This window comes from Flavobacterium indicum GPTSA100-9 = DSM 17447, assembly GCF_000455605.1.
GTDB classification, from domain to species: Bacteria; Bacteroidota; Bacteroidia; order Flavobacteriales; family Flavobacteriaceae; genus Flavobacterium; species Flavobacterium indicum.
On the sequence record NC_017025.1, the window covers coordinates 689,125 to 715,807 of the forward strand.

The following is a 26,683-nucleotide window of genomic DNA, read 5'->3' on the forward strand; positions in this document are numbered from 1 at the left end:
TTTTAAATGATATACTATGAGTTCTAAAATAAACTTATTCCACGATAGCTGGTTAAATACAGTTTTCGAAGGGCGTAACAAAAGTTATGGTGCGTATGAATTAAGACAAACAAATCCTAAAACTACAATTTTTGCATTAATTTTAGGAGCGTTATTTTTTGGTTCTGCTGTTTCTTATCCATTAATCAAAAGTTATTTAGATAAAGCTTCTGAAGAAGAAGAAAAAGAAAAAATAACAAAGGTTGAATTAAAGAAAATTGTTGAGCCTAAAAAAGATGAGCCTAAAAAAATCATCGAACAAAAAGCAGAACCTGTTAAACAAACAAAATCAATCGTAGATGTTGTTAAAATGGTACCACCAGTTGTTGTTGATAAACAAACGGTTGAAACACCACCACCTACTGTAGATGATTTGAAAGATAAAAAAACAGGAGCTAGTGACGTTAAAGGTTCAAACGATGCTGATGCAGGTATACCTTTAGATGGACTAGCAAGTGATGTTAACGTTGCTGCTGATAACACTGATTATTCTCAAGTATTTACTTCTGTTGAGGTTAATCCTGAACCACCAGGTGGTATTAATGCTTTCAGAACGAAAGTTCAAAATGGATTATTAGGAAGTCTTGGAGATATTGAGGAATCAATTAATGGTTCAGTTAGAGTGAGATTCGTGGTAATGGAAGATGGTTCTTTAGGTAATTTTGAAATTTTAGAGGAAAGTCCAAAAGGTTTTAAATTAGCAGACAAGGCAATCCAACAAATCAAGAAATCTCCAAAATGGAAAGCTGGAGTTATGAACGGAAGAAATGTAAAAGTTTATTATAACTTCCCATTAAAGTTCAACATTTCAGCAGATTAATTATGATGAATAATCTATTCAATAATTTTAAGCAGAAATCGCCTAAACAGCGATTTCTGTTTGTTTTAGGACTATTTATGATTTTAGCCTACCTAATAATAGCAGGTATTTTTATTATTTGGAAGGCAATGCCAGTAACTGTGCCTTATTCTAATAGATTAGCTTTTGGAATTGTTTTAATAGTTTATGCCTTTTTTAGGTTTTATAGGTTTAATTCTTCTTATAAAGATGAATAGATAGATTCTTTTTTGTGTAAGGTAAATGTAACAGTAAACGGAATTGTAGATTTTTGTTCATCAACTATTTAAATTTAGTGTTAAGCTTTAGGCATTAAACTAAATAATATAATGAAAATTAAATTGTTGTTTAATTAGGTTAATTTTCTATAAAAATTGCTTTATCTTAATGAATTTTAATAATATAAATAATGAAAAGACTTTTAGTTATTGTAATAACTGTTTTGTTTGTTTTTGTTTCTTGTAATAAATCTTCTAAAGAAGTTGATGAAACCATTACAACAGGTAAATTAGATGTTTGGGTTGATGAAACACTTATGCCAATAATGCAAGAGCAGAAAGCAGTGTTTGAAAGTCAATACAGCTATGCTAAAGTAAATTTAATTGGCAAATCTGAAAATGAAATTAGTAAGGCAATAATTGAAGGGAAAGCCAACTATTTTGTGTTGTCTAGAAAATTGAATGATAACGAAATTAAGTTTTTTAAATCTAAAACAATTTTAGGAAAAGTGACACCTATTGCAACAGATGGTATTGCAGTAATTGTAAATAAAGAAAATAATAAAACTTCTACTTCATTGAATGAATTATCGTCTGTTTTAAATGGTTCGTCTTCAAATAATCAATTGGTATTTGATAATGCTAATTCGAGTACTTTGCGATTTTTAATGGAAAAAACCAATGTAAAAAGTTTACCAAAAACTAATGTTGCAGCATTAAATAATAATTTAGAAGTTATTAAATTTGTATCCCAAAATGCTAACGCAATTGGATTTGTAGGTGTGAATTGGATAACCGATGTAGATGTTGAAACTGAAAATTTGCTTAAAAATGTTAAAGTTTTAAGCTTAGAAATAGCTAAAAATAAATTAGTAAAACCTTCACAATCAAGTCTTGCCTTAAATGAATATCCATTGTCTCGTAAAATATATTTGTTAAATTATCAAGGTAAAACTGGTTTAGGCATGGGATTTGCTTCATTTGTAGCAGGTAATGTTGGTCAAAGAATAATTTTGAAATCAGGTTTGTTGCCTGAAATCATTCCAACAAGAGAACTAAAAATTAGAAAAAAAATATAAACTAAAATAAAATGAAAAAAGTTGTATTAGCAAGTGCGGTTGTAATGTTGAGTGCAAGTTTAGTAAACGCACAAGATTTAGAACAAGTTAAGAAAACTATTGATGCAGAAAAATATTCTGAAGCAAGAAAATCATTAAAAAGTATGATTAATGCTTCTCCTGATAAAGGTAAAAACTATTTTTACTTGGGTCAAGTTTATTTGGATTTAGATAAACAAGATTCTGCTAAGATTTATTTTGAAAAAGGTAGAGCTGCTAAAGATGCAGGTCATTTAAATTTAATTGGATTGGCACATGTTGATTTTCTTAATGGAAATAAAACAAGTGCGGCAACAAATATTGCTACAGCATTACAAAGTGCTAAGAAAAAAGATACGGAAGAACAAATTTATATTGCTAAAGCATATATGAACTTAGAGCATCCGGATTATCCAAAAGCAGTGGAAGCAGCAAAAAAAGCTGTGGCAAGTGATCCAAAATCAGCTTTAGCTCAATTAACACTTGGTGATGCACAGTTAGGTAATAAAAATACGAACGATGCTTATGCAGCTTATCGAAATGCCTATGATTTGGATAATACATTATTGCGTGCTAAATTACAATTAGCTATGATTACCCGTAATGCAAAAGCGTATCCTGAATCAATTAAAGCAATTAATGAAGTTATAGCAATCAATCCGAACTATGGTCCAGCTCACAGAGAATTAGCTGAAACCTATTTTGCTTGGGGCTATTCTGACTTAAAAAAATATAATGAAAATACAGTTAAAGCATTAGAGTCATACAGAAAATATATGAGTTTAACGGATTCTTCTGTAGATTCAAGAATGCGTTATGCCGATTTCTTAATTATTACAAAAGATTGGAAAGCGCTTGAAGCAGAAGCTTTAGCTATTCAAAAAATGGATAAAGTAAACCCAAGAATTTATAGATATTTAGGATATGCGTCTTTAGAAACTGGAAAAAATGAAGCAGCTATTAAAGCATTTAATGATTTTTTCTCTAAAACGGATCCTAAAAAAATCAAAGGTAGAGACTACTTAGGTTTAGCAAAAGCAAAATTATCTTATGCTGTTGATGCAAATGGTGTGCTTACTAATCCAACTAAGTTTAATGAAGCATTAGTTGATTTACAAAAAGCAGCTGAATTAGATCATAAATTGTCAGGTGAATTTAGTGAGTTAGGTGTAAAAATGTATAAACAAAAAGCTTATTATGAAGCGGCTAAATTATTTGAATTAGCGTTGAAAAATAAAGAATCAAAAACGTATACATTAGATAATTACTATTATGGTCAGTCTATCTTTATTTCTTCAATTGATAAAACTGCTGAACAAAAATTAGCAATGAAACCTGAATTTGAAAAAGCAAATTCAGCGTTTGCAGAAGTAATTAAAAATTCTCCAACAACACAAGATGCGTATTTAAATAAAGGTAAATTAAATCGTGTTATTGACACAGAGGAATCTAAAAAAACTGCATTGGGTGATTATGAAGGATATGTTAAAACTGTAGTAGCAAAAGGTGAAGCTGAATTGTCTAAAGATGCAGTTAAAAAGAATTTATTAGAAGCCTATACATTTATTGGATCTAGTTATGCAGCTACAGATAAAGTAAAAGCAATTGCAGCTTTTGAAGAAGCTAAAAAATTAAATCCTACAGATGCTTACATAACACAATCTTTACAAGTGTTAAAGAAGTAAATTTATAAAACATAAAATTTTAAGCTGGTAAATTACTACCAGCTTTTTTTATGTTTAACTTTGATGTATCTTTGCAGACTATTTTTAAAAGAATGTTACAAAAAGAAATACAATTAGCCGTTGATAAAGGGGAAATGCTTCCTTTAATGGAAGAATTTTATACAATACAAGGCGAAGGTTTTTATACTGGAACAGCAGCTTATTTTATTAGAGTGGGTGGTTGTGATGTGGGTTGTCATTGGTGTGATGTTAAAGAAAGTTGGAATGCTGATTTGCATCCGCCTACAGAAATTTCAACTATCGTGAGTAACGCAAAGCAATATGCAGAAACTGTTGTTGTTACTGGTGGTGAACCGTTATCATGGAATATGTTGCCTTTGACAAATGCATTAAAAGAAGAAAATTTAAGAGTGCACATTGAAACGTCAGGGGCATATGAGGTTACAGGAAGTTGGGATTGGTTTTGTTTGTCACCTAAAAAAACGAAATTGCCCACACAAAGTGCCTTTGAATTGGCAGATGAATTGAAAGTAATTATTCATAATAAACACGATTTTATGTTTGCTGAAGAGCAAGCTACAAAGGTAAACCCAAAGGCCATTTTGTTTCTTCAACCCGAATGGAGTAAAAAAGAAGAGATGACTCCTTTAATTGTAGACTATGTAATGAATAATCCCAAATGGAGAGTTTCATTACAAACACATAAATATTTAAATATTCCTTAAACTAAAATAAGGTATATAAAAAAGCCAAATTCGTATCACAATAAGAATTTGGCTTTTTTCTTTTATAAAGTTAGTCTTGCTAAATAATCAAAATGTTCGCCTTCTTCAATTAATTCACAGTTCATGCCATGTGCATGACACGCATTTTGTAGCGTGTTGTAGTCTAAATACAACCAATCAAAAGGTTCTTCCGTTTGTCCTTTGTAGGAAATAGTAAAAGTCAATTCGCCATAATACCCTGTTGCAGGAACTTCATAAGCGCCATCTTCGTCTTGATCATACATATATATCAAATCGGAACTGTCAATTAAAATTTGTCCACCTTCGTTTAACAATGATTTTAAATGGGTTAAATATTTTGATATTTGGTTTAATTTACCAAAAATTCCAGTACCATTCATTAAAAGCAAAATAGTATCGTACTTGTCGTCTTGATGTATATTCAAATCTAAAACATTACAGTTAAATGTGTTTTTTATACCTCTTAATTGACAGGTTTCTATAGCTTTTTTTGAAAGGTCAATGGCGGTAACATCTAATCCTTTTTCTTGTAAGTATAAGGCATGACTTCCAGCGCCACATCCAACATCTAATATTTTGCCTTTCGAAAGTTGTAATGCCTTTTGTTCTAATTTGGGCATTTCTTTATATGAACGGAATAAATAAGCAACATCCATTTCATCTTCTTCCGAAATATTGGTTTCTGTAAGTATGTTTTCAGGGGAATGGTTAGTTTGGTAATCGAGAAGGGCTTGTCCAAATAAATCTTTCATTTTGTTGTTTTGAGAAATTAAGTAATCGACCTCTAATTTAAGGTTAATAAAGTTATTGTTGTAACTTTGTAGTTCTAAATCTAGCTTTTTATGTTAAAACCATCTTTAAACGAAATACAAAAACTGGCCAAAGATAAGCATAACGAAAACAAAAAGTATTTCGATAAGTTAAAAAAGAAAACACCTAAAAATTTAGATTATGTGATGCAGGATTTGCATGATGCCGAATTTAAAAAAACCAATTGCTTGGAATGTGCTAATTGTTGTAAAACGACTGGACCACTTTTTACTTCGGCAGATATAGAACGAATTGCAAAACATTTTAGACAAAAGCCACAACAGTTTATTGAGCAGTATTTACGAATTGATGAAGACCAGGATTATGTATTGCAACAGGTGCCGTGTACATTTTTAGATGCCGAAAATTATTGCATGATTTATGATGTGCGACCTAAAGCTTGTCGCGAATTCCCACACACCGACCGTCAAAAATTTCAACAAATAGCAAATTTGACCATAAAAAATGTCGCAATTTGTCCAGCCGCCTATAATATTGTGGAAGAAATGAAAAAGAAAATGCCACTATAATCAATTATAGATCAAATATTTTTTTCGCATATTTTTGAAATTGGTTAAACCAGAAAGCCATGAATTTCTAATTTCAATTTCTGTCATGCCTTTTTCAATTTGTTCCTTTAATTGCTTTGTTCCAGCAAGCTTATAGAAAAATTCATTGAAAAAAGTGGATTTATCTTCCGTGTGATTGTAGGCATTGATCAACCATTTTAATTCTAATCGCGTTACTTTTTTTATTTTGGTTAAATCTTCTCCAAAACATTTTTTGTCTTGGTGTAATGGTTCTTTTGCTCCAAAGTTGGGAACCGGTGTAAATTCAAATTTCATTTCTTTTAAAAAAGGCGATCCATAAATTTGAAATTGTTTTTCTGTTCCTCGACCAACGCTTACATTGGTTCCTTCAAATAAACATAAACTTGCATATAAATTAATAGCTTGGTCGTTTGGTAAATTGGGTGATGGTTTTATAGGTAAACTATACGGGTATTCTCTTTTGTAGTTGTAACAAGGAACAACTTTTAAGTTACACTTTATGCCGCCTTTTAACCAACCTTCACCGTTGATCATTTTTGCATATTCTCCTATAGTCATGCCGTGTAATACAGGGATAGGATGCATACCCACAAAACTAGAATATTCTTTTTCTAAAATTGGTCCGTCTATAATAGTTCCATTCGGATTAGGTCTGTCAAAAACAACTAATTCAATATTGTTTTCTGCACAAGCTTCCATTACATAATGTAACGTCGAAATGTAAGTGTAAAAACGTGCACCTACATCTTGAATGTCAAAAATCATTACATTAATATCTGTTACATGTTCAGGTTTTGGCTTTTTGTTAGCTCCGTATAACGAAACAATTGGTAATCCAGTTTTTGTGTCTTTTCCATCAACAATTAATTCACCGGCATCGGCAGTTCCTCTAAAACCGTGCTCTGGAGCATAAATTTTAGTAACTTTAACCTGACTTTCAATTAAAAAATCGACAACATGTTTATAGGAAGTAGTGTTGTTTGTGTGGTTGTATACAGGAATTACCCCAGTCTGATTTGTAACGATGCCAACGTTCTTGTTTTTTAAATCAAATAAATAGTGTTCAAATCGTTCAGCTCCAACAATGATTTTGCCTATCGGTTTCAATTCTGTAGTTGTACTAGATTTTTGTTTTACTTCTGAAGTCGAAAGTGTTTTTGTGGAACTTGAACAAGAAAATAATAGCAAACCAAAAAATAAAAACGTAATTTTGAAACCTAATTGTTTTGTAAAATCGAACTTCATAAATAATAATAGATTGAATTTAGAATTTTTTATCGCCAAAAGACTCATTGACGCTAAAAGCTATAAAAGTAGTGTTTCTTCTCCAATTATAAAAATTGCGATACTGGCAATTGCATTAAGTATTTTAATGATGATCATGTCCGTAGCAACAGGAATTGGGTTGCAAAAAAAAATTAGAGAAAAAATTTCGGCTTTTAATGGTCAAATTATTATTTCAAATTTTGACGATAATCAATCGCAGGTAGCGGTAGAACCCTTATCAGAAACTTCTTTCCCTATTCAACAACTCAAAAAAATTGAACATGTAAGTCATGTTCAGCCAATTGCAACAAAAGCAGGTTTAATTCGAACAGCTTCAGCGTTTGAAGGGATAATTTTTAAAGGCGTTGATACTAAATATGATTGGAAAAATTTAAATGAATTTCTTGTAGAAGGTAGACTTCCTAAGTTTAGTGAAGAGGATATAAATGAAGTTTTAATTTCAAAATACTTAGCCAATAGGTTGCATTTAAAAGTAGGAGACCGTTTTAATACCTTCTTCATGAAGGAACAGGGTAAGTTGCCAAGTGTTCGTAAATTTAAAATTGCCGGAATATACAATTCAGGATTTCAAGATTTTGATGCTAATTATGTTATTGGAAATATTGAACATGTTCAGCGAATAAATAAATGGACCAAAAATCAAATTGGCGCTTATGAAGTTTTTATTGATGATTTTGATAAGCTCGACGAAATTGCAGAACACGTTTATAGAACTATTCCGCCTACCTATAATAGTACACCCATTTCGCAAAAATATTACAGTATATTCGAATGGTTGAAATTATTTGATTTTAATATTATCGTTATATTAATTATAATGATTGTTGTAGCAACCATAAATATGGTCGTGGCATTGTTAGTTCTAATTTTAGAACGTACACAGTTAATAGGATTGTTAAAAGCTATTGGAGCGAACAATTGGACCATTAGAAAAATATTTATTTATAATGCGGTATATCTAATAGGAAGAGGATTGTTGTGGGGGAACGGAATTGCGTTAGTACTATTGTATGTGCAAAGATATTTCGGAATTGTAAAGCTAAACCCAGAAAGTTACTATGTAAATGTAGCACCTGTAGATATCAATTGGTTTTATATTATACTATTGAATATAGGAACAGTTATAATATGTGGTTTGGTATTGATTATTCCTTCTTATATAATTACTAAAGTATCACCAGTAAAAGCATTAAAATTTGATTAGTAGCTACTCCTGTGTTCCACGCTAGTTGTTTACTTCTATAAAACAAACAATAAATCCTGCATGTGCTTCTAATGTCGCACGGCAGGATTTTTGTTTGTAGTATATAGGAGCAAACAAGCTGTTGTTTCACCCAGGGCTATTTTGGTTCCTGCATTCAGAATTGATTTTTTTTGCATCCAACACCCAACATCTAACATCTAACATCTAACCTCCGACCAAATGCAAAAAAAACTTTGAAATGTAACTTCTTGGTTTTAAGTGGATAGAAAAATAAATTAAAAAAAGATTGTAAAAAGGTTTGGAAGTACGGAATAAGTTACTACTTTTGCACCCGCTTACAACAAGCACGCTCATTGAAACGATACTAAAATAAATTAGAAAAAAGTTAAAAAAACTTTTGGATAATAGGAAATAAAGATTGTATCTTTGCGCCCCGCAAAAGTTGCTAGAGATAGCGAAGTTCTTTATAAAAAAATGGTTTTAAAATAATTTAAAATTTCTTCAAAAAAAGTTTAAAATTATTTTGGTTGTTTAAAATAAAGTTTTTACTTTTGCACCCGCTAACTGAGAGAGGTTAGTGATTAAGAATAAGAGAATAAGTTCATAGACATATTGGATTGACAGCATACAAGAATAAGAGTAAGACTTTTTCGAGTATACGAAATTAGACCTAGCAAAAAATATATCGTCGAAAAATATTAAAAATCTACGATGAAGAGTTTGATCCTGGCTCAGGATGAACGCTAGCGGCAGGCCTAACACATGCAAGTCGAGGGGTAGAGTTAGCTTGCTAACTTGAGACCGGCGCACGGGTGCGTAACGCGTATGCAATCTACCTTGTACAGGGGGATAGCCCAGAGAAATTTGGATTAATACCCCATGGTGTTTAGAAGTGGCATCACTTTTTTACTAAAGTTCCAACGGTACAAGATGAGCATGCGTCCCATTAGCTAGTTGGTATGGTAACGGCATACCAAGGCTATGATGGGTAGGGGTCCTGAGAGGGAGATCCCCCACACTGGTACTGAGACACGGACCAGACTCCTACGGGAGGCAGCAGTGAGGAATATTGGTCAATGGTCGCAAGACTGAACCAGCCATGCCGCGTGCAGGAAGACGGTCCTATGGATTGTAAACTGCTTTTATACAGGAAGAAACCCTCTCACGTGTGGGAGCTTGACGGTACTGTATGAATAAGCATCGGCTAACTCCGTGCCAGCAGCCGCGGTAATACGGAGGATGCGAGCGTTATCCGGAATCATTGGGTTTAAAGGGTCCGTAGGCGGTTTAATAAGTCAGTGGTGAAATCTGGTCGCTCAACGATCAAACTGCCATTGATACTGTTAGACTTGAATAATTGTGAAGTAACTAGAATATGTAGTGTAGCGGTGAAATGCTTAGATATTACATGGAATACCAATTGCGAAGGCAGGTTACTAACAATTTATTGACGCTGATGGACGAAAGCGTGGGGAGCGAACAGGATTAGATACCCTGGTAGTCCACGCCGTAAACGATGGATACTAGCTGTTCGGAGCAATCTGAGTGGCTAAGCGAAAGTGATAAGTATCCCACCTGGGGAGTACGCACGCAAGTGTGAAACTCAAAGGAATTGACGGGGGCCCGCACAAGCGGTGGAGCATGTGGTTTAATTCGATGATACGCGAGGAACCTTACCAGGGCTTAAATGGGAGTGGACAGCTTAGGAAACTAGGCCTTCTTCGGACCACTTTCAAGGTGCTGCATGGTTGTCGTCAGCTCGTGCCGTGAGGTGTCAGGTTAAGTCCTATAACGAGCGCAACCCCTGTCGTTAGTTGCCAGCGAGTCATGTCGGGAACTCTAACGAGACTGCCGGTGTAAACCGTGAGGAAGGTGGGGATGACGTCAAATCATCACGGCCCTTACGTCCTGGGCCACACACGTGCTACAATGGCCAGTACAGAGAGCAGCCACTTAGCGATAAGGAGCGAATCTTCAAAACTGGTCTCAGTTCGGATTGGAGTCTGCAACTCGACTCTATGAAGCTGGAATCGCTAGTAATCGGATATCAGCCATGATCCGGTGAATACGTTCCCGGGCCTTGTACACACCGCCCGTCAAGCCATGGAAGCTGGGGGTACCTGAAGTCGGTGACCGTAAGGAGCTGCCTAGGGTAAAACTAGTAACTGGGGCTAAGTCGTAACAAGGTAGCCGTACCGGAAGGTGCGGCTGGAACACCTCCTTTCTAGAGACATAAGATATAGGTGTTAGGTTAAAAAGTAAAAAGATAGAGTATTACTCTTGCTGTTAGTTCAAAAAATTAGGTTAAATACAGAGTCTCGTAGCTCAGCTGGTTAGAGTACTACACTGATAATGTAGGGGTCGGCAGTTCGAGTCTGCCCGGGACTACTCATTTAACTAAAAAAAAGGAAATTCTAGAGGTAAGCTAACCGTTAAAGTTACTGTTAACTGATAACTGTTAACTGATACTACGAAAACGGGGGATTAGCTCAGCTGGCTAGAGCGCCTGCCTTGCACGCAGGAGGTCATCGGTTCGACTCCGATATTCTCCACCAAATAATTGATAATTATTAATTGATAATTATTAATTAATTAAAGTTCATTGACATATTGAGATAATATACAAACAAGTAGAAAGACACAGTTTTACTTAGTAATAAGTAAGACCAAAAGAAAACAATAAGCAAAATAAGGGCGTATGGGGGATGCCTAGGCTCTCAGAGGCGATGAAGGACGTGATAAGCTGCGATAAGTTGCGGGGATCGGCACATACGAATTGATCCGCAAATTTCCGAATGGGGCAACCCACTATGTTGAAGACATAGTACACCGATAGGTGAGCGAACCCGCTGAACTGAAACATCTAAGTAGGCGGAGGAAAAGAAAACAAAAGTGATTGCGTGAGTAGTGGCGAGCGAAAGCGCATTAGCCCAAACCAGAGTTGTTACGGCAATTCTGGGGTTGTAGGACCACGAGATTTGATGCTAACAGAACTAGAATAACCTGGAAAGGTTAACGATACAAGGTGATAGTCCTGTATAGGTAATGGAAGTTATTGATAGTGGTATCCTGAGTAGGGCGGGGCACGTGAAACCCTGTCTGAATCTGCCGGGACCATCCGGTAAGGCTAAATACTCCTGAGAGACCGATAGTGAACCAGTACTGTGAAGGAAAGGTGAAAAGAACCGTGAATAACGGAGTGAAATAGATCCTGAAACCATACGCTTACAAGCGGTCGGAGTTCGCCCAGGCGAATGACGGCGTGCCTTTTGCATAATGAGCCTACGAGTTACCGTTGCTGGCGAGGATAAGTGTTTAAGACATGGATCCGTAGCGAAAGCGAGTCTGAATAGGGCGCTATAGTCAGTAATGGTAGACGCGAAACCGTGTGATCTACCCATGGGCAGGATGAAGCTGTGGTAACACATAGTGGAGGTCCGAACCGGTTGACGTTGAAAAGTCTTCGGATGACCTGTGGGTAGGGGTGAAAGGCCAATCAAACTCGGAAATAGCTCGTACTCCCCGAAATGCCTTTAGGGGCAGCGTGTAGTTAAGTTTATTAGAGGTAGAGCTACTGATTGGATGCGGGGGCTTCACCGCCTACCAATTCCTGACAAACTCCGAATGCTAATAAATGTTTCTATACAGTGAGGGCATGGGTGCTAAGGTCCATGTCCGAGAGGGAAAGAACCCAGACCATCAGCTAAGGTCCCCAAATGTATGCTAAGTTGAAAAAACGAGGTTTGACTGCCCAGACAGCTAGGATGTTGGCTTGGAAGCAGCCATTCATTTAAAGAGTGCGTAACAGCTCACTAGTCGAGCGGTCGAGCATGGATAATAATCGGGCATAAGTATACTACCGAAGCTATGGATTGATAGTAATATCAGTGGTAGGGGAGCATTCTAACAGGGTTGAAGGTGTAGCGTGAGCTATGCTGGACTGGTTAGAAAAGCAAATGTAGGCATAAGTAACGATAATGCGGGCGAGAAACCCGCACACCGAAAAACTAAGGTTTCCTCAGCTATGCTAATCAGCTGAGGGTTAGTCGGGTCCTAAGGCATATCCGAAAGGAGCAGTCGATGGCCAACGGGTTAATATTCCCGTACTACTGTTAATTGTGATGGGGTGACGGAGTGATGAAAGTACCGCGAACTGACGGAATAGTTCGTTAAAGCACCTAGCTATAGGCTCTATAGGCAAATCCGTAGAGTTTGGTGAAATGCGATAGTACACGGAGGCTTCGGCTGAAGTGATAGTGTACCTAAGGGCTTCCAAGAAAAACCTCTAAACTTAGATTAACAGTACCCGTACCGTAAACCGACACAGGTAGTTGAGGAGAGAATCCTAAGGTGCTCGAGAGATTCATGGCTAAGGAATTAGGCAAAATAGACCTGTAACTTCGGGAGAAAGGTCGCCAGCGCAAGCTGGCCGCAGTGAAGAGGTCCAGGCGACTGTTTATCAAAAACACAGGGCTCTGCAAAATCGTAAGATGAAGTATAGGGCCTGACACCTGCCCGGTGCTGGAAGGTTAAGAGGAGATGTTATCTTCGGAGAAGCATTGAATTGAAGCCCCAGTAAACGGCGGCCGTAACTATAACGGTCCTAAGGTAGCGAAATTCCTTGTCGGGTAAGTTCCGACCTGCACGAATGGTGTAACGATCTGGACACTGTCTCAGCCATGAGCTCGGTGAAATTGTAGTATCGGTGAAGATGCCGATTACCCGCAGTGGGACGAAAAGACCCTGTGCACCTTTACTATAGCTTAGTATTGACCTTGGACACGTGATGTGTAGGATAGGTGGGAGACTATGAAGGGGCTTCGCTAGGAGTTCTGGAGTCATTGTTGAAATACCACCCTTTGCTTGTCTGAGGCCTAACCCCGCAGTGCGGGGGACATTGCTTGGTGGGTAGTTTGACTGGGGTGGTCGCCTCCAAAAGAGTAACGGAGGCTTCTAAAGGTTCCCTCAGCACGCTTGGTAACCGTGCGTAGAGTGCAATGGCATAAGGGAGCTTGACTGAGAGACATACAGGTCGATCAGGTACGAAAGTAGAGCATAGTGATCCGGTGGTTCCGCATGGAAGGGCCATCGCTCAAAGGATAAAAGGTACGCCGGGGATAACAGGCTGATCTCCCCCAAGAGCTCATATCGACGGGGGGGTTTGGCACCTCGATGTCGGCTCGTCACATCCTGGGGCTGGAGAAGGTCCCAAGGGTTGGGCTGTTCGCCCATTAAAGTGGCACGCGAGCTGGGTTCAGAACGTCGTGAGACAGTTCGGTCTCTATCTACTGTGGGCGTTAGAAATTTGAGTGGATCTGACTCTAGTACGAGAGGACCGAGTTGGACGAACCTCTAGTGTATCAGTTGTCTCGCCAGGGGCACTGCTGAGTAGCTACGTTCGGAAGGGATAAGCGCTGAAAGCATATAAGCGCGAAACCCACCACAAGATGAGATTTCTTTTAAGGGTCGTGGAAGATGACCACGTTGATAGGCTATAGGTGTAAAGGCAGTAATGTCATAGCCGAGTAGTACTAATAACCCGTAAGCTTATTGTACGTCTTGCTCCGAGCAATCGGGAGCAAGCAACTTCTTTTACTAGTGTGACTATTATCTCAATATGTTAAAATATTTGTTTCGTTCGTAGTAACGAGACTGTTATGATTAACAAAAGTAATTGATTAAACATAACAAAACATTAAGGTGGTTATTGCGTCGGGGCTCACCTCTTCCCTTTCCGAACAGAGAAGTTAAGCCCGACTGCGCCAATGGTACTGCATTACTGTGGGAGAGTAGGTCGCCGCCTTCTTTAATCCAGACAAAAACTATATGTTTTTCGTCTGGATTTTTTTTTGTATCAATCTCAATTTTTTAGAATACGAACAAATACATTAAAGCTAAAGCTCTTGTAGCATAAATCTTCAAGGCATGCTCTTTTGTGTTGTCAAATGTCAATGGTACTGTCTCGTCTTAAAGGACGAGATGGGAGAGTAGGTCGCCGCCTTCTTTAATCCAGACAAAAACTATATGTTTTTCGTCTGGATTTTTTTTTGTATCAATCTCAATCTTTTTAAATACTAACAAATACAATAGCGTAAAAGGTCTTGTAGCATAAATCTTCAAGGCATGCTCTTTTGTGTTGTCAAATGTCTCGTCTCAAATAACGAGACACCTTCTTTAAGAGAGATTATTCTTTCAAGTGTGACTTTATTTGTTATATACCTCAAATACCCTAATCAAAAAGGGGTAAATATCCTATAGATATACTCATTACAGCCTAGGTGAAACACCAATACCACACACAAGGAAAAACGGAACCAAATTACCCTAAGGCTGCTACATAAAAAAAGCCTGAACAGGGTTCAAGCTTATGGTTAAAGAAATTTAATTTATCCCAAGTACGAATTGTACATCCAAATTAATTTTTCTTGTTCACGTATATTATCACTCATTAATGATGCCGTTCCTTCGTCTTCAGTTTCTTGTGCTAATTTTAATATATCGCGTTGTAATGTAATTAAAATGGAAAAGGAATTAACAATTGATTCTATTGAAGTAGTATCTTTTGAAGTCTCTTTAAGTTCTTTTATAGTTGAGACTTCTAAATAATTGGAAAATTGATGATCTGGGTTAAAACCAAGTGTAAGTATTCTTTCTGCTATATCATCAATTTTTATAATTAAGTCATTGTATAATTCTTCGAATTTGACGTGTAATTCAAAAAATTTATTACCTTTTATATTCCAATGACATCCTCTAACATTTTGATAAAATAGGGAATAATTCGCCAATAAAATATTTAATTCTTTTGCTAATGTTTCAGCTTTTTGTGTGTTTATACCTATTTGATTTGCTTTCATAACTAGTACTTTTAAAATTAATGTAAAGTTATAAAACAATTAGTGTTATAGTTTTATATAATTATAATATTTGCTTATAGTTACATAAATGTGGCTATTATTATACCAAAAATAATAGCTAATAATTTTGCTAAATTAAATTTATGACCTTCGCTGGTTTCAAAGATAATTGTCGATGAAATATGAAATAGAATACCTATTACAAATCCGACTAATTGTTTTTCAATAGGTTCAAAAATTGATAAATGTGCTGCTAATAATGTACCTAATGGTGTCATTAAGGCAAATGTTATCATAAAAGAAAAAATTGCTTTTGAATTTAATTGGGCATTTTTAAAAAATATTGTCAATATCATTGCAATAGGAAAATGATGGATGGCAATACCATAGGCTAAATGATTGTCTTTGTTAATTGGTATTCCTTCTAATATGGCATGTATGCATAAACTGAAGAATAATAACCAAGGGATGTGATTCATTTTATCATGTCCATGTACATGTCCATGTTCTGCACCTTTGGAGAAATACTCTAATATTATTTGAAATATAATTCCAAGCATAATAAAAATACCAATAGAGGAATGTATATGTTCGTGAGAGTCTGAATGGGAATGTTCATTTAGTTCTGAAAGATAGATTCCAGGTAATAAATGCATCACTGTTAATGATAATAAAAATGATCCACTAAAAGCTAGTAATAGTTTTATTTGTTTTTTGTTTTTTGGTGTAAAATAAAATGCTAATACATAGCCTAGAAGAACAGCAAAAAAAGGAAATATGTAAACTAAATAATTCATTGAATGTTATTTAAAAATCATAATCAATCTTTCCGATTGGTTTTTGTAAAATTTATGAAGCTTATAATCACCAAAAATATCTAAAAGATTAATGTCACAGGCTTCCATCATTTGTTCAAAGTCTTCTAAAGTTAAAGCCGCTACTTTTTCTTGGAAGTGAAAATCCTGACCCTTGTCTGAAAATTTTATTTCTTTTATGATTTTTTTATTTTCAACATATCTTTTTATGTGAAAATCTATTCCATCAACTGTTTTAGTTTCTTCTGGAACTAAATTGGCAATGATGTAGTCTGCATTTAAAAAGTCGATGACACCAAAGCCATATTCATTTAAACTGTTTTTAATAGCTTGAAGCGTTTTAATATTATCAATATCTTGATCGAAATAACCAAAACTAGTGAACAAGTTAAAAATGGCATCGTATTCTTGTTCTAAAGGCTCACGCATATCATGTACATGAAAGTGTAATTTTTCATTTGCTGATTGATTAGCAATTTTAATACTATTGCTTGATATGTCTACACCGGTTACTTGATATCCTAAATTATTTAAATAAATGGAATGTCTTCCTTTTCCACAGGCTAAATCTAAAATTTTGGCATCTTCAGGTAAGTTTAAGTAATGGGTTAAATTATCCATGAATAATTGTGCTTCCTCATCATTTCTATCTTTGTATAAAATATGATAATAAGGGGTGTTGAACCATTCACTAAACCAATCTTTATTTTCTGTTTGAAGGATGTTTGACATTTATTTTAAATATAATATTAGGAACGACAAATTTAGTCTATTTTTGCAGAATATATAGTAAGATATTAGAACAAATCTCAATGGAGAATTTTAAGATGGTAGCCAAAACTTTTTTTGGTTTTGAAGAAGTATTGGAAAAAGAATTGCATCAGTTAGGCGCACAAAATGTTCAAAAAGGAACACGAATGGTTAGCTTTTCTGGGGATAAAGGTTTTATGTATAAAGCAAATTTAGCCCTACGAACAGCTTTAAAAATATTAAAACCTATTCATTCTTTTAAAGTATTTAATGAAAAAGGGTTATATGACGGAATTCAAAAGATAGATTGGTCAACTTATTTAAACAATAATCAATCATTTGTAATTGAAACAACGTTATATTCTGAAGCGTTTACACATAGCCAGTTTGTAGCGCTAAAAGTTAAAGATGCTATTGTTGACCAATTTAGAGAACAAACAGGTAGTAGGCCTAATATTGATAAAGATCATCCGGATTTGAGAATTCATATTCATATTGATAGAGATTTATGTACGGTTTCTCTCGATACTTCAGGTGCTTCTTTACATCATAGAGGGTACAGAACTGCTACTAATATAGCGCCAATTAATGAGGTATTAGCGGCAGGTATTTTATTGTTGTCGGGTTGGGATGGCAATGCTCATTTTTTAGACCCAATGTGTGGTAGCGGGACTATTTTAGCTGAAGCAACTATGATTGCGTGCAATATACCGGCTAATATTAATAGAAAAGAATTTGCTTTTGAAAAGTGGCAAGATTGGGACAGTGAATTATTTGATACTATTTTGGAATCTTTGTTAAAGAAAACAAAAGAATTTCATTATACAATTACTGGTTACGATAAAGCGCCAAGTGCTGTTCGAAAAGCAAAGGATAATTTAATCAATGCCAATTTAGATGAATATGTAAAAATTGAACAAGAAGATTTCTTTGAATCGAAAAAAGAAGTTCAAGGGCCTTTACATATGGTATTTAACCCGCCTTATGGTGAACGATTAGATATTCAGATGGAACGTTTTTATCGGGAGATAGGTGATACCTTGAAACAAAAATATCCTAATACAAATGCGTGGTTTATTACTTCAAATTTAGAAGCCTTAAAATTTGTAGGTTTACGTCCTTCGAGAAAAATTAAGTTGTTTAATGGTAAATTAGAAGCACGATTGGTTAAATATGAAATGTATGAGGGGAGTAAACGTGCAAAATTTTCTTCGCCAACTCAATCAGTATAGAAAAAAATAACTAGTAGAAAATAATAAACCAAAAAAAGATGAAAAAAATTAAATTACTAACAGTTCTGTTACTAGCTCAATTTGTAATTGGACAAACAAAAATGGTAGAATATCAAACAGGACATGTTGTAAAATTATCTGTTCCTGATTATATGACTAGAACTTCAGGATTAAACGATGATGCTTGTTTAGAATTTCAAAATCCTGTTAAAGAAGTTTATACAATTGTAATCGAAGATTCGAAAGAAAACTTGAAACTTTCTGAAATAAATTATGAAGGGATTGATGAATTTTATGATGTGGTTTTTAAAGATTTAGGCGTAGGCGAAAATTATTCAAATAGAAAATTAGGAACTCCTAAAAAGAAAACAATTGGAAATTATACTATTCTTTATAATGAATGTAGCTTAAGAGATAAAGAATTAGAGTTGAATTTATATTATGTAATGGGACTGGTTGAAACACCAACATCTTTTTATCAAGTTATGAGTTGGACATTGCTAGAAAATAAAGAGAAATTTAAAAAAGATTTTGAAAATATTATTTTTACACTTAAAGAAGAATAAACATGTCAAAACAAACAAAAGCATTACTATTTAATTTTATTGGTTTCGCAATTATATTTTTTCCTGCAAGATATTTATTTGCTGAATACGCTAATTTTAAGAGTTGGCAAATTCCATTAGCAGCATTTATAGTAGCAACTTTATTGTCGCCAAAATTCAAAGCTATCAGAACCTCTGAAGGAGAAAAACTATTTATGTCATGGATGTTTACAAAAGGAGTTAAAGAAATTAAAAAATAAAAAATGCCTCAATTGAGGCATTTTTTATTTTTTAGATTTATAAAGTGGTATAAAATAACTAATAGTGTAATTAAATCCTGCTCCAAATTTGCTGTTTTCATAGGTTTTGTTAAAGCCTGGAATTTGTAAATTAGCAAAACCATCCGGTTCCTTATTCGAAATTAAATAATTGAGACGAACGGAAAAACCGACATATAAATTATTCAAAACTTCTGCTTTTAATCCACTTACAACTTCAATCCAACTTGCTGATAAACCACTCCATTTTTCGCCTGAATTTATTGTGTTTTCACCATAATAACTTCCTGGTTCGTAAATGTTGTAGCTATTTAAAGTTTGGCTAAAGGTTGAAAACCCGCCTCGCATACCAATGTAAATCATGTTTTCCATATCTAACCAATTTTCATAGGCATTATAATCAAAACCTACTTTAAAATACGTCCCTTTTGTAGTGTAATTTAATTGGTCATCATTTTTTGTTTTTTCTTCATTTCCAAGTTCTCCTGCTACATAGAATTTATTCGTTAATCGATAATCTCCAACTAATTCTATTCCTTTATAATTTTTATCATAAAAGGATTTAGTTAATCTATGTAAATCAATACCAACGCGTAATCCGTAACGTTGAGGAATCTTTACAGTATCCGTTTTTTGTTTTTTGTCTTGAGCAAGTGTAGAAAAGGAAACACTTAGTATCAAGATAAGACTAAAAATAGATTTTGATATGTGTTTCATTTTCATTTTCTATATTAGGTTGAACAACAACAATATTTTGAATCCAATTGGACGCATCTGGAGTTATAACAACTGGATTTGTAGTGTCCAAAGTATAAGTAGTTTTATAACCACAAGCTCTTGATATATAAGTTTCTTTTCTTGTGTAGTTGAATGTAATTTCATCTAGATTATCATTAGTAGTGTCGGTATCACTACCACTTTGGATAAAATTTAAAATGGAATTATCCTGAAATGTTTTCAACGGTACTTCTATTTTACTAGTTCCACTAAAATCAAATCCATTGGTAAAATTTGGAGCAATTACACGTAAATTGGTCACGTTTTTTACTGTTTCAGTAGTGGCAGTAGCATCATAAAATTCAATAACTACTTTAGGAGTAGTTTGTGTTGAATTTGGATCACAAACATCGTCTTTTTCACATCCAGAAAATAGAAATGTCAAGGATAAAATAATAATTATCTTTTTCATAGTAAACTATTTGCGTTCTAATAAAACTACATTTTCAACATGATGCGTTTGTGGAAACATGTCAACAGGTCTTACTCGTGTTACTTTGTACATTTCATCCATTAAAGCTAAATCTCTGGCTTGTGTCGCCGAGTTACAACTTACATATACTACTTTTTTTGGCGCAACTTTTAAAATTTGCTCCACTACGTCTTTGTGCATACCATCTCTTGGAGGGTCGGTAATAATAACGTCAGGTTGGCCATGCGTGGCTATGAATTCATCATTAAATACATTTTTCATATCTCCAACAAAGAATTCACAATTGGTAATGTTGTTACGTTTTGCATTTTCTTTAGCATCGGCAATAGCTTCAGGTACGGCTTCTACACCAATTACCTTTTTTGCTTTTTTAGACACAAATTGTGCAATGGTTCCTGTCCCAGTATATAAATCATACACCAATTCTTCACCAGTTAATCCAGCAAAATCTCTGGTGATGGAATATAATTCATACGCTTGTTCTGAATTCGTTTGATAAAACGATTTGGCATTTATACTAAAATGTAAACCTTCCATTTCTTCCAAAATATAATCTCTTCCTTTAAAAAGAATAATATCTTGATCGTATAAGGTATCGTTTAATTTCTGATTAATTACATATTGTAAGGAAGTAATTTCTGGAAAACGTTCGGCTAAAAAATTCATCATTAAGTCAATTCCATTTTTGTCTTTTTCAAAGAATTGAATAAGTACCATGATTTCACCCGTTGATGCCGTTCTAATCATTAAAGTTCTTAATAATCCCTCATGATTTCTAGGATTATAGAACGATAAATTATTTTCATTTGCAAAACGTCTTATTTCATTTCTTATCGCGTTTGAAGGATCTTGTTGTAAGTGACATTTTTTGATGTCTAATATTTTATCCCACATTCTTGGAATATGAAAACCGACTGCGTTTTTATTGTCTAAATCTTCACCCGATTGTATTTCGGCATCGGTCATCCATCGCGAAGATGAAAATCCGAATTCCATTTTATTTCTATAGAAAAATTGTTTTTCAGAACCTAAAATAGGTTCAAATTCAGGTAAATCAATTTTTCCAATACGTTTTAAATTATTATAAACTTCTTGATTTTTGTAAAACAATTGTTGGCTGTATTTCATGTTCTGCCATTTGCACCCTCCACACACGCCAAAATGTTCGCACACAGGTTCTACACGATGTTCTGAAAATTGATGGGTTTTAATGGCTTTACCTTCATAATACGCTTTTCTTTTTTTGAAGGTTTGAATGTCGGCAACATCACCTGGAACAACATTCGGAATAAAAATTACTTTTCCATCAGGAGCCTTAGCAACTGATACACCTTTTGCACCTGCATCAAGGATTTCTACGTTTTCGAATACGATTTTGTCTGTTTTCTTTCTTCCCATGAAGCAAAAATAAGGATTGTTCGTTTTATATGGTATAATTATTTTATTTTTATATCAAATTTAATACAATGTATACACACTTAGCTTTATTACGAGGCATTAATGTTTCAGGACACAATATGATAAAAATGGATGTTTTAAAATCTCTATTGGAAAATATGGGATTTCAAAATGTACGTACCTACATTCAATCGGGCAATGTTTTTATTGATTCTGAGGAGGAACATGGCGCTTCTGTGGGTTTTGCCATCAAGCAAGAATTATTCAAACAATTGGGTTTAGATGTGCCAATAGTTGTTGTTTCAAAACAAGACATCGAACAATGTTTTTCTGCTAATCCTTATTTAAAAGAGAAGGAGGTGGATGAAAAAAAATTATATGTGGCCTTTCTCTCTAAAGAATTTCAGCCTTCAGCAATTAATGAGTTGAAAATAAGTCAGTTTAAACCTGATGAAGCTTCTATTGATAAAAATCGTATCTTTATAAAATATGCGATTGGTGCCGGTAAAACACGTTTAGATCAAAAATACATTGAAAAGAAATTAAATGTTATTGCTACCATTAGAAATTGGAATACCGTTTCAAAATTGCTAGAAATGTATAATGAAAAATAAAAACATGTCAACTAAATCTACTTTTGTTAGTGCGATCTCAAATAAAGAATTTCCTATTCATGAAAGGATAGAAGGAAGTATTGTAAGAGAGCCTATCTTATCTTTAATTAAAAAGGAATATCCAACATTTAATTCAAAATCTGAAATAGCACTTTCAGAATTAAATGAGTTTAGGGAGCATTATATATCTGATTATTTGCAAAGAGAAATTTATGATATTTCTACGATTGAACGAAAAGTGGTTCAGTCTCTGAAAGATGAAAAATCGTTAGTTTCTGAAATTGAAGAATCAGAGGACAATAGAACTTTTGGACAAGTAATTGCCGATAAAGTAGCCGATTTTGGTGGAAGTTGGACGTTTATTATTTCGTTTATGGGATTCTTGTTTACTTGGATTTTGATTAATGTTTTGGTTTTAACCAATAAAGGATTTGATCCGTATCCCTTCATTTTATTGAATTTAATTTTATCCTGTATTGCTGCTCTTCAAGCTCCAGTTATTATGATGAGTCAAAACAGACAGGAAGAAAAAGATAGGGAAAGAGCAAAAAAGGATTTTATGATCAATTTAAAATCTGAATTAGAAATAAGAATGTTGCATGAAAAATTAGATCATTTAATTATGCATCAACAACAAGAATTAATTGAAATTCAAAAGGTTCAAATTGAAATGATGAATGATATTTTAGAAAGAATTAAAAAATAAATGTCAAAATTTTATAATTTTGTAAATCAAAGGTTGATTTCTCGCCAAAAAGAAGGAATTGCGATTTTATAAATCAATAACAATCAACAAATCATGTCAGTTTTAGAAAAATTAAGTTCGGCTGAAGCTATTGCATTAGAAGATAAATTCGGTGCACACAATTACCATCCACTTCCTGTTGTTTTAAGTAAAGGGGAAGGAGTTTATGTTTGGGATGTAGAAGGGAAAAAATATTTTGATTTTCTTTCTGCTTATTCGGCAGTAAATCAAGGACATTGTCATCCAAAAATTGTTGGAGCAATGATTGAACAAGCACAAACACTTACTTTAACTTCTCGTGCATTCTATAACGATAAGTTAGGTGTTTATGAAAAATACGTAACTGAATATTTCGGTTTTGATAAGGTATTGCCAATGAATACAGGTGCTGAAGCAGTGGAAACTGCGGTTAAAATTTGTAGAAAATGGGCGTATGAGAAAAAAGGAATTGCCGAAAAACAAGCGCAAATTATTGTTTGTGAAAACAATTTCCATGGAAGAACAACTACCATTATTTCATTTTCAAATGATGAAAATGCAAGAAAGAATTTTGGACCATATACGGAAGGCTTCATTCGTATTCCTTACGATGATATTCAAGCTTTAGAAAATGCATTGGCTTCTTCACCAAATATTGCTGGGTTTTTAGTAGAGCCAATTCAAGGCGAAGCGGGAGTTTATGTGCCTTCTGAAGGATATTTAGCTCAAGCTAAAGCGCTTTGCGAAAAATATAATGTATTGTTTATAGCAGACGAAGTGCAAACAGGTATTGCAAGAACAGGTAAATTATTGGCTGTGCATCATGAAAATGTACAACCTGATGTTTTAATTTTAGGAAAAGCAATTTCTGGAGGGGTGTATCCCGTTTCCGCGGTTTTAGCTAATGATGCTATTATGAATGTGATAAAACCAGGTCAACATGGTTCTACTTTTGGTGGAAATCCTATTGCTGCAGCAGTTGCTATGGCTGCTTTAGATGTGGTTAAAGATGAGCAATTGGCTGATAATGCGGACCGTTTAGGACAAATTTTTAGAGCAGAATTAACTGCTTATATTCAAAATTCAACGGTTGCTACTTTGGTTAGAGGTAAAGGGTTATTAAATGCAGTAGTAATTAATGATACTGAAGAAAGTGATACCGCTTGGAATATTTGTATGAAGTTGGCAGAAAATGGCTTATTAGCAAAACCAACACATGGTAATATTATTCGTTTTGCTCCACCATTAGTTATGAATGAAGAGCAACTAAGAGCTTGTGTAGCTATAATTATCACTACTTTAAAAGAGTTTGAGAAATAAAAGTTAACGTGTAATTATAAAAAAAAGTTGTAAGTTTTACTTACAACTTTTTTTATTTTATAAAACTAATAATTTATACTAATTGTTTTAGTGCAATTTCAAAAGCACGCGCACTGATATTTTTCTTATCAGAACTTAAGTCGTATGTTTTTTGAATTGCTTTTTTGATAATTTCAGATGAATCGTTAAAAATAGCTTCGTCTGTCATTTGTACTTTTTTCTCCATGAAATAAGCAAAAACGCGAGCCATACCACAATTTGAAATAAAGTCAGGAATTAAACTTACTTTAGAATCGGTGTCTTCCATAATTGGACCAAAGAAAATTTCTTTATCTGCAAAAGGTACATTTGCCCCACAAGAAATTACTTCTAATCCAGCGTTAATCATATTATCAACTTGTTCTTTAGTAACTAATCTTGAAGCTGCACATGGAGTGAAAATTTGAGCACCCATTTTCCAGATTTTATCGTTTATCTCTTCAAACGGAATCATGGTATCAGCTACTAATTTATTACCGTCTTTTGCTAAAAATAAAGCCGTAATTTCCTCAAAAGAGAATCCGTTTTCGTTTAAAACGCCTCCATCTCTATCGATAATACCAATAACTTTAGCTCCCATTTTTGCTAAATAGTACGCTGCAGCAGACCCCACATTTCCAAAACCTTGAACAATTGCTTTTTTGCCTGCAACATCTCCACCATAAATAGAATAAAAATGTTTTACAGCTTCTGCAACTCCAAAGCCAGTTATCATGTCTGCAACAGTATATTTTTTTAGTACATCTGGTGAATAAGCCGGATTTTCAATAACTTTAATTACACCTTGACGTAATTGTCCAATTCTATTAATTTTATCTGCTTCTGTTGGTTTAAAATGACCATTAAAAACACCTTCTTGCGGATGCCAAACACCACAATCTTCGGTCATAGGGATTACTTCATGGATTTCATCAACATTTAAATCACCACCAGTCCCATAATAGTTTTTTAATAATGGAGAAACGGCTTTGTACCATCTTTCTAATACTCCTTTTTTACGTGGATCGGCTGGGTCAAAGTTAATTCCCGATTTGGCACCGCCAATTGCTGGTCCTGATACTGAGAATTTTACCTCCATTGTTTTAGCTAAAGACAAAACCTCATTTTGGTCTAAACCTTTTCTCATTCTAGTTCCACCACCTGCAGCACCACCTCTTAATGAATTAATTACAGTCCATCCTTCAGCTTCTGTTTCAGGATCTTTCCAATTGAATACAATTTCAGGTTCTTTATCTTCGAATTTCTTTAATAAATCTTTCATTTGTTAGTTTTTTGTTAAGTGTGTTTGTTTAATGTGCAAATATAATTTTAAATATATGAATCTAAAAATTAGTTGGGTGTAAATATTTTACCGCTGCTGTGATCGTGACAAGCACCTGTTACACTAGCCAGTGTGTTTATTTCATTTCTTACTTTTAAAACCCCTAAAAGTCCAAATATTAAAGCTTCTTTGAATTGGATTGTTTTTTCGTCAGGTATAATTATTTCAATCGTTGGAAGATGACTTTTCATTCTTTCAATTAAAAAATCGTTATACACTCCGCCTCCAGAAACTAGTAATTTGCCCGTTTTTGAGTCCAATACTTTTCCAATTTGATACGCAATATGTTCTGTAAAAGTTCGCATTTTGTCTTCCGTAGAAATTTGAAAACGTTCTATCATAGGAAGTATCGTTTCTTTGACAAATTCAAAACCTAATGATTTTGGAAAAGTTTTTTGATAGAATGCTAAGTTGTTTAATTCAGTAAATAACTCGGTGTTTAAATTTCCAGAAGCAGAAATGTTGCCTTTATTGTCATATTCTAGTCCGAGTGTATTTGCGTGAAAATTTAAAACAGTATTTACGGGTGAAATGTCAAAGGCAATTCGTTGTTTGTTTACTTCAAAGGAAATGTTTGAAAATCCACCTAAATTTAAACAAAAGTCATAATCGGAGAACAAAATTCTATCTCCAATTGGAACCAATGGTGCGCCTTGTCCGCCTAACTTTACATCCTGAACACGGAAATCACACACTACTTTTTGTTTGGTAATATTCGCAATCTCAGGTAGATTTCCAATTTGTAATGTCAATCCCTTTTGAGGTTGATGTAATATTGTGTGTCCGTGGGAACAAATAAAATCCAAGTTTGAAATGTGGTGAATTTCAATAAAGTTTTTTATTGTTTCTCCTAATAATTCGGTGTAATTGGTGTTTAATGTCTGTAATTCAGAATTGGAATAATTTATTCCATTTTTTAATTCATTAACCCAAATATCGGAATAGGGGATGGTTGTACATTGTTCTATTTTATACGACCATTTTTCATTGGAAACATCAAAAATAATATGTGCTAAATCGACTCCATCTAGCGAAGTTCCCGACATTACTCCTATAACGTTATAGCGCGCTTTAAACATGGGTTAAAATTACAAATTGTTATTGA

General features: G+C 34.1%; 22 protein-coding genes, 2 tRNA genes and 3 rRNA genes. 17 read left to right on the forward strand and 10 right to left on the reverse strand.

Annotated elements, in window-relative coordinates:
* Positions 1–16: 16 nt before the first annotated feature.
* From KQS_RS02995 to KQS_RS03015, 4 genes are all read left to right on the forward strand, one after another.
* A complete protein-coding gene (locus tag KQS_RS02995) occupies positions 17–859 on the forward strand; it encodes an energy transducer TonB (RefSeq protein ID WP_014387737.1) in 843 nt (280 codons plus the stop codon).
* A 427-nt stretch (positions 860–1,286) separates the two neighbouring features.
* Positions 1,287–2,174, forward strand: a complete 888-nt coding sequence (locus KQS_RS03005) for a PstS family phosphate ABC transporter substrate-binding protein (protein ID WP_014387739.1) — start codon at positions 1,287–1,289, stop codon at positions 2,172–2,174.
* A gap of 11 nt (positions 2,175–2,185) precedes the next feature.
* Positions 2,186–3,877, forward strand: coding sequence for a tetratricopeptide repeat protein (locus tag KQS_RS03010; RefSeq protein ID WP_014387740.1), 1,692 nt, complete (start codon positions 2,186–2,188; stop codon positions 3,875–3,877).
* A 92-nt stretch (positions 3,878–3,969) separates the two neighbouring features.
* The gene (locus KQS_RS03015) at positions 3,970–4,602 is read left to right on the forward strand and encodes a 7-carboxy-7-deazaguanine synthase QueE (RefSeq protein ID WP_041251971.1); all 633 of its coding nucleotides are present in this window, start codon (positions 3,970–3,972) and stop codon (positions 4,600–4,602) included.
* 62 nt (positions 4,603–4,664) lie between these two features.
* Here the strand turns inward: KQS_RS03015 and KQS_RS03020 are convergent, their stop codons facing one another.
* The gene (locus KQS_RS03020) at positions 4,665–5,375 is read right to left on the reverse strand and encodes a class I SAM-dependent methyltransferase (protein ID WP_014387742.1); all 711 of its coding nucleotides are present in this window, start codon (positions 5,373–5,375) and stop codon (positions 4,665–4,667) included.
* A gap of 90 nt (positions 5,376–5,465) precedes the next feature.
* Here KQS_RS03020 and KQS_RS03025 point away from each other — a divergent pair, with 90 nt between their 5' ends.
* Positions 5,466–5,963 (forward strand): YkgJ family cysteine cluster protein, encoded by a 498-nt coding sequence (locus tag KQS_RS03025; protein WP_014387743.1) that lies wholly within the window; start codon positions 5,466–5,468, stop codon positions 5,961–5,963.
* Here the strand turns inward: KQS_RS03025 and KQS_RS03030 are convergent, their stop codons facing one another.
* On the reverse strand, positions 5,964–7,229 hold the full coding sequence (locus KQS_RS03030; protein WP_014387744.1) for an exo-beta-N-acetylmuramidase NamZ family protein: 1,266 nt from the start codon (positions 7,227–7,229) through the stop codon (positions 5,964–5,966).
* Positions 7,230–7,242: 13 nt separating this feature from the next.
* Here KQS_RS03030 and KQS_RS03035 point away from each other — a divergent pair, with 13 nt between their 5' ends.
* From KQS_RS03035 to rrf, 6 genes are all read left to right on the forward strand, one after another.
* Positions 7,243–8,475 carry an ABC transporter permease gene (locus KQS_RS03035; protein WP_014387745.1) on the forward strand — a complete coding sequence of 411 codons (1,233 nt, stop codon included), beginning with the start codon at positions 7,243–7,245 and terminating at the stop codon, positions 8,473–8,475.
* A gap of 708 nt (positions 8,476–9,183) precedes the next feature.
* Positions 9,184–10,699, forward strand: a 16S ribosomal RNA gene (locus KQS_RS03040).
* Positions 10,700–10,789: 90 nt separating this feature from the next.
* Positions 10,790–10,863: transfer RNA gene (locus KQS_RS03045), tRNA-Ile, on the forward strand.
* Positions 10,864–10,953: 90 nt separating this feature from the next.
* Positions 10,954–11,030: transfer RNA gene (locus KQS_RS03050), tRNA-Ala, on the forward strand.
* 122 nt (positions 11,031–11,152) lie between these two features.
* A 23S ribosomal RNA gene (locus KQS_RS03055) occupies positions 11,153–14,030 on the forward strand.
* A gap of 141 nt (positions 14,031–14,171) precedes the next feature.
* Positions 14,172–14,281, forward strand: a 5S ribosomal RNA gene (gene rrf / locus KQS_RS03060).
* Together the 16S, 23S and 5S rRNA genes with 2 tRNA genes alongside form the textbook arrangement of a ribosomal RNA operon.
* A gap of 580 nt (positions 14,282–14,861) precedes the next feature.
* Here the strand turns inward: rrf and KQS_RS03065 are convergent.
* The 3 genes from KQS_RS03065 to KQS_RS03075 all read right to left on the reverse strand — a co-directional run bounded on the left by KQS_RS03065 (position 14,862) and on the right by KQS_RS03075 (position 16,879).
* The gene (locus KQS_RS03065) at positions 14,862–15,332 is read right to left on the reverse strand and encodes a Dps family protein (RefSeq protein ID WP_014387746.1); all 471 of its coding nucleotides are present in this window, start codon (positions 15,330–15,332) and stop codon (positions 14,862–14,864) included.
* 80 nt (positions 15,333–15,412) lie between these two features.
* A complete protein-coding gene (locus tag KQS_RS03070) occupies positions 15,413–16,129 on the reverse strand; it encodes a ZIP family metal transporter (protein ID WP_014387747.1) in 717 nt (238 codons plus the stop codon).
* 6 nt (positions 16,130–16,135) lie between these two features.
* On the reverse strand, positions 16,136–16,879 hold the full coding sequence (locus tag KQS_RS03075) for a class I SAM-dependent methyltransferase (protein WP_014387748.1): 744 nt from the start codon (positions 16,877–16,879) through the stop codon (positions 16,136–16,138).
* An 80-nt stretch (positions 16,880–16,959) separates the two neighbouring features.
* Here KQS_RS03075 and KQS_RS03080 point away from each other — a divergent pair, with 80 nt between their 5' ends.
* Genes KQS_RS03080 through KQS_RS03090 form a run of 3 tightly spaced genes read left to right on the forward strand, consistent with a single transcriptional unit; the run spans position 16,960 to position 18,934 of the window.
* On the forward strand, positions 16,960–18,129 hold the full coding sequence (locus KQS_RS03080; protein WP_014387749.1) for a THUMP domain-containing class I SAM-dependent RNA methyltransferase: 1,170 nt from the start codon (positions 16,960–16,962) through the stop codon (positions 18,127–18,129).
* 38 nt (positions 18,130–18,167) lie between these two features.
* Complete coding sequence (locus KQS_RS03085) at positions 18,168–18,695, forward strand: hypothetical protein (RefSeq protein WP_014387750.1); 528 nt, start codon at positions 18,168–18,170, stop codon at positions 18,693–18,695.
* A 2-nt stretch (positions 18,696–18,697) separates the two neighbouring features.
* Positions 18,698–18,934, forward strand: coding sequence for a hypothetical protein (locus KQS_RS03090; protein WP_014387751.1), 237 nt, complete (start codon positions 18,698–18,700; stop codon positions 18,932–18,934).
* Between the two features lie 24 nt (positions 18,935–18,958).
* Here the strand turns inward: KQS_RS03090 and KQS_RS03095 are convergent, their stop codons facing one another.
* From KQS_RS03095 to rlmD, 3 genes are read right to left on the reverse strand one after another with little or no spacing between them, the layout of a single operon-like run.
* Positions 18,959–19,669, reverse strand: a complete 711-nt coding sequence (locus tag KQS_RS03095) for a DUF6048 family protein (protein WP_041252188.1) — start codon at positions 19,667–19,669, stop codon at positions 18,959–18,961.
* Positions 19,641–20,141: a DUF6452 family protein gene (locus KQS_RS03100; protein ID WP_014387753.1), complete on the reverse strand. Its 501-nt coding sequence runs from the start codon at positions 20,139–20,141 to the stop codon at positions 19,641–19,643. The genes KQS_RS03095 and KQS_RS03100 overlap by 29 nt, the downstream gene beginning before the upstream one ends.
* A gap of 6 nt (positions 20,142–20,147) precedes the next feature.
* Positions 20,148–21,560 (reverse strand): 23S rRNA (uracil(1939)-C(5))-methyltransferase RlmD, encoded by a 1,413-nt coding sequence (rlmD, locus tag KQS_RS03105; protein WP_014387754.1) that lies wholly within the window; start codon positions 21,558–21,560, stop codon positions 20,148–20,150.
* 68 nt (positions 21,561–21,628) lie between these two features.
* On the opposite strand from rlmD, the gene KQS_RS03110 reads away from it, so the two are divergent.
* From KQS_RS03110 to rocD, 3 genes are all read left to right on the forward strand, one after another.
* Positions 21,629–22,174, forward strand: coding sequence for a DUF1697 domain-containing protein (locus KQS_RS03110; RefSeq protein WP_014387755.1), 546 nt, complete (start codon positions 21,629–21,631; stop codon positions 22,172–22,174).
* 4 nt (positions 22,175–22,178) lie between these two features.
* Complete coding sequence (locus KQS_RS03115) at positions 22,179–22,880, forward strand: DUF1003 domain-containing protein (protein ID WP_041252189.1); 702 nt, start codon at positions 22,179–22,181, stop codon at positions 22,878–22,880.
* Between the two features lie 93 nt (positions 22,881–22,973).
* Positions 22,974–24,218: an ornithine--oxo-acid transaminase gene (gene rocD, locus KQS_RS03120; RefSeq protein WP_014387757.1), complete on the forward strand. Its 1,245-nt coding sequence runs from the start codon at positions 22,974–22,976 to the stop codon at positions 24,216–24,218.
* Between the two features lie 73 nt (positions 24,219–24,291).
* On the opposite strand, the gene KQS_RS03125 is transcribed toward rocD, so the two are convergent.
* Together KQS_RS03125 and KQS_RS03130 are read right to left on the reverse strand one after the other, a co-directional pair.
* Complete coding sequence (locus KQS_RS03125) at positions 24,292–25,518, reverse strand: Glu/Leu/Phe/Val dehydrogenase dimerization domain-containing protein (protein WP_014387758.1); 1,227 nt, start codon at positions 25,516–25,518, stop codon at positions 24,292–24,294.
* 68 nt (positions 25,519–25,586) lie between these two features.
* The gene (locus tag KQS_RS03130) at positions 25,587–26,657 is read right to left on the reverse strand and encodes an anhydro-N-acetylmuramic acid kinase (protein WP_014387759.1); all 1,071 of its coding nucleotides are present in this window, start codon (positions 26,655–26,657) and stop codon (positions 25,587–25,589) included.
* Between the last annotated feature and the right edge of the window lie 26 nt (positions 26,658–26,683).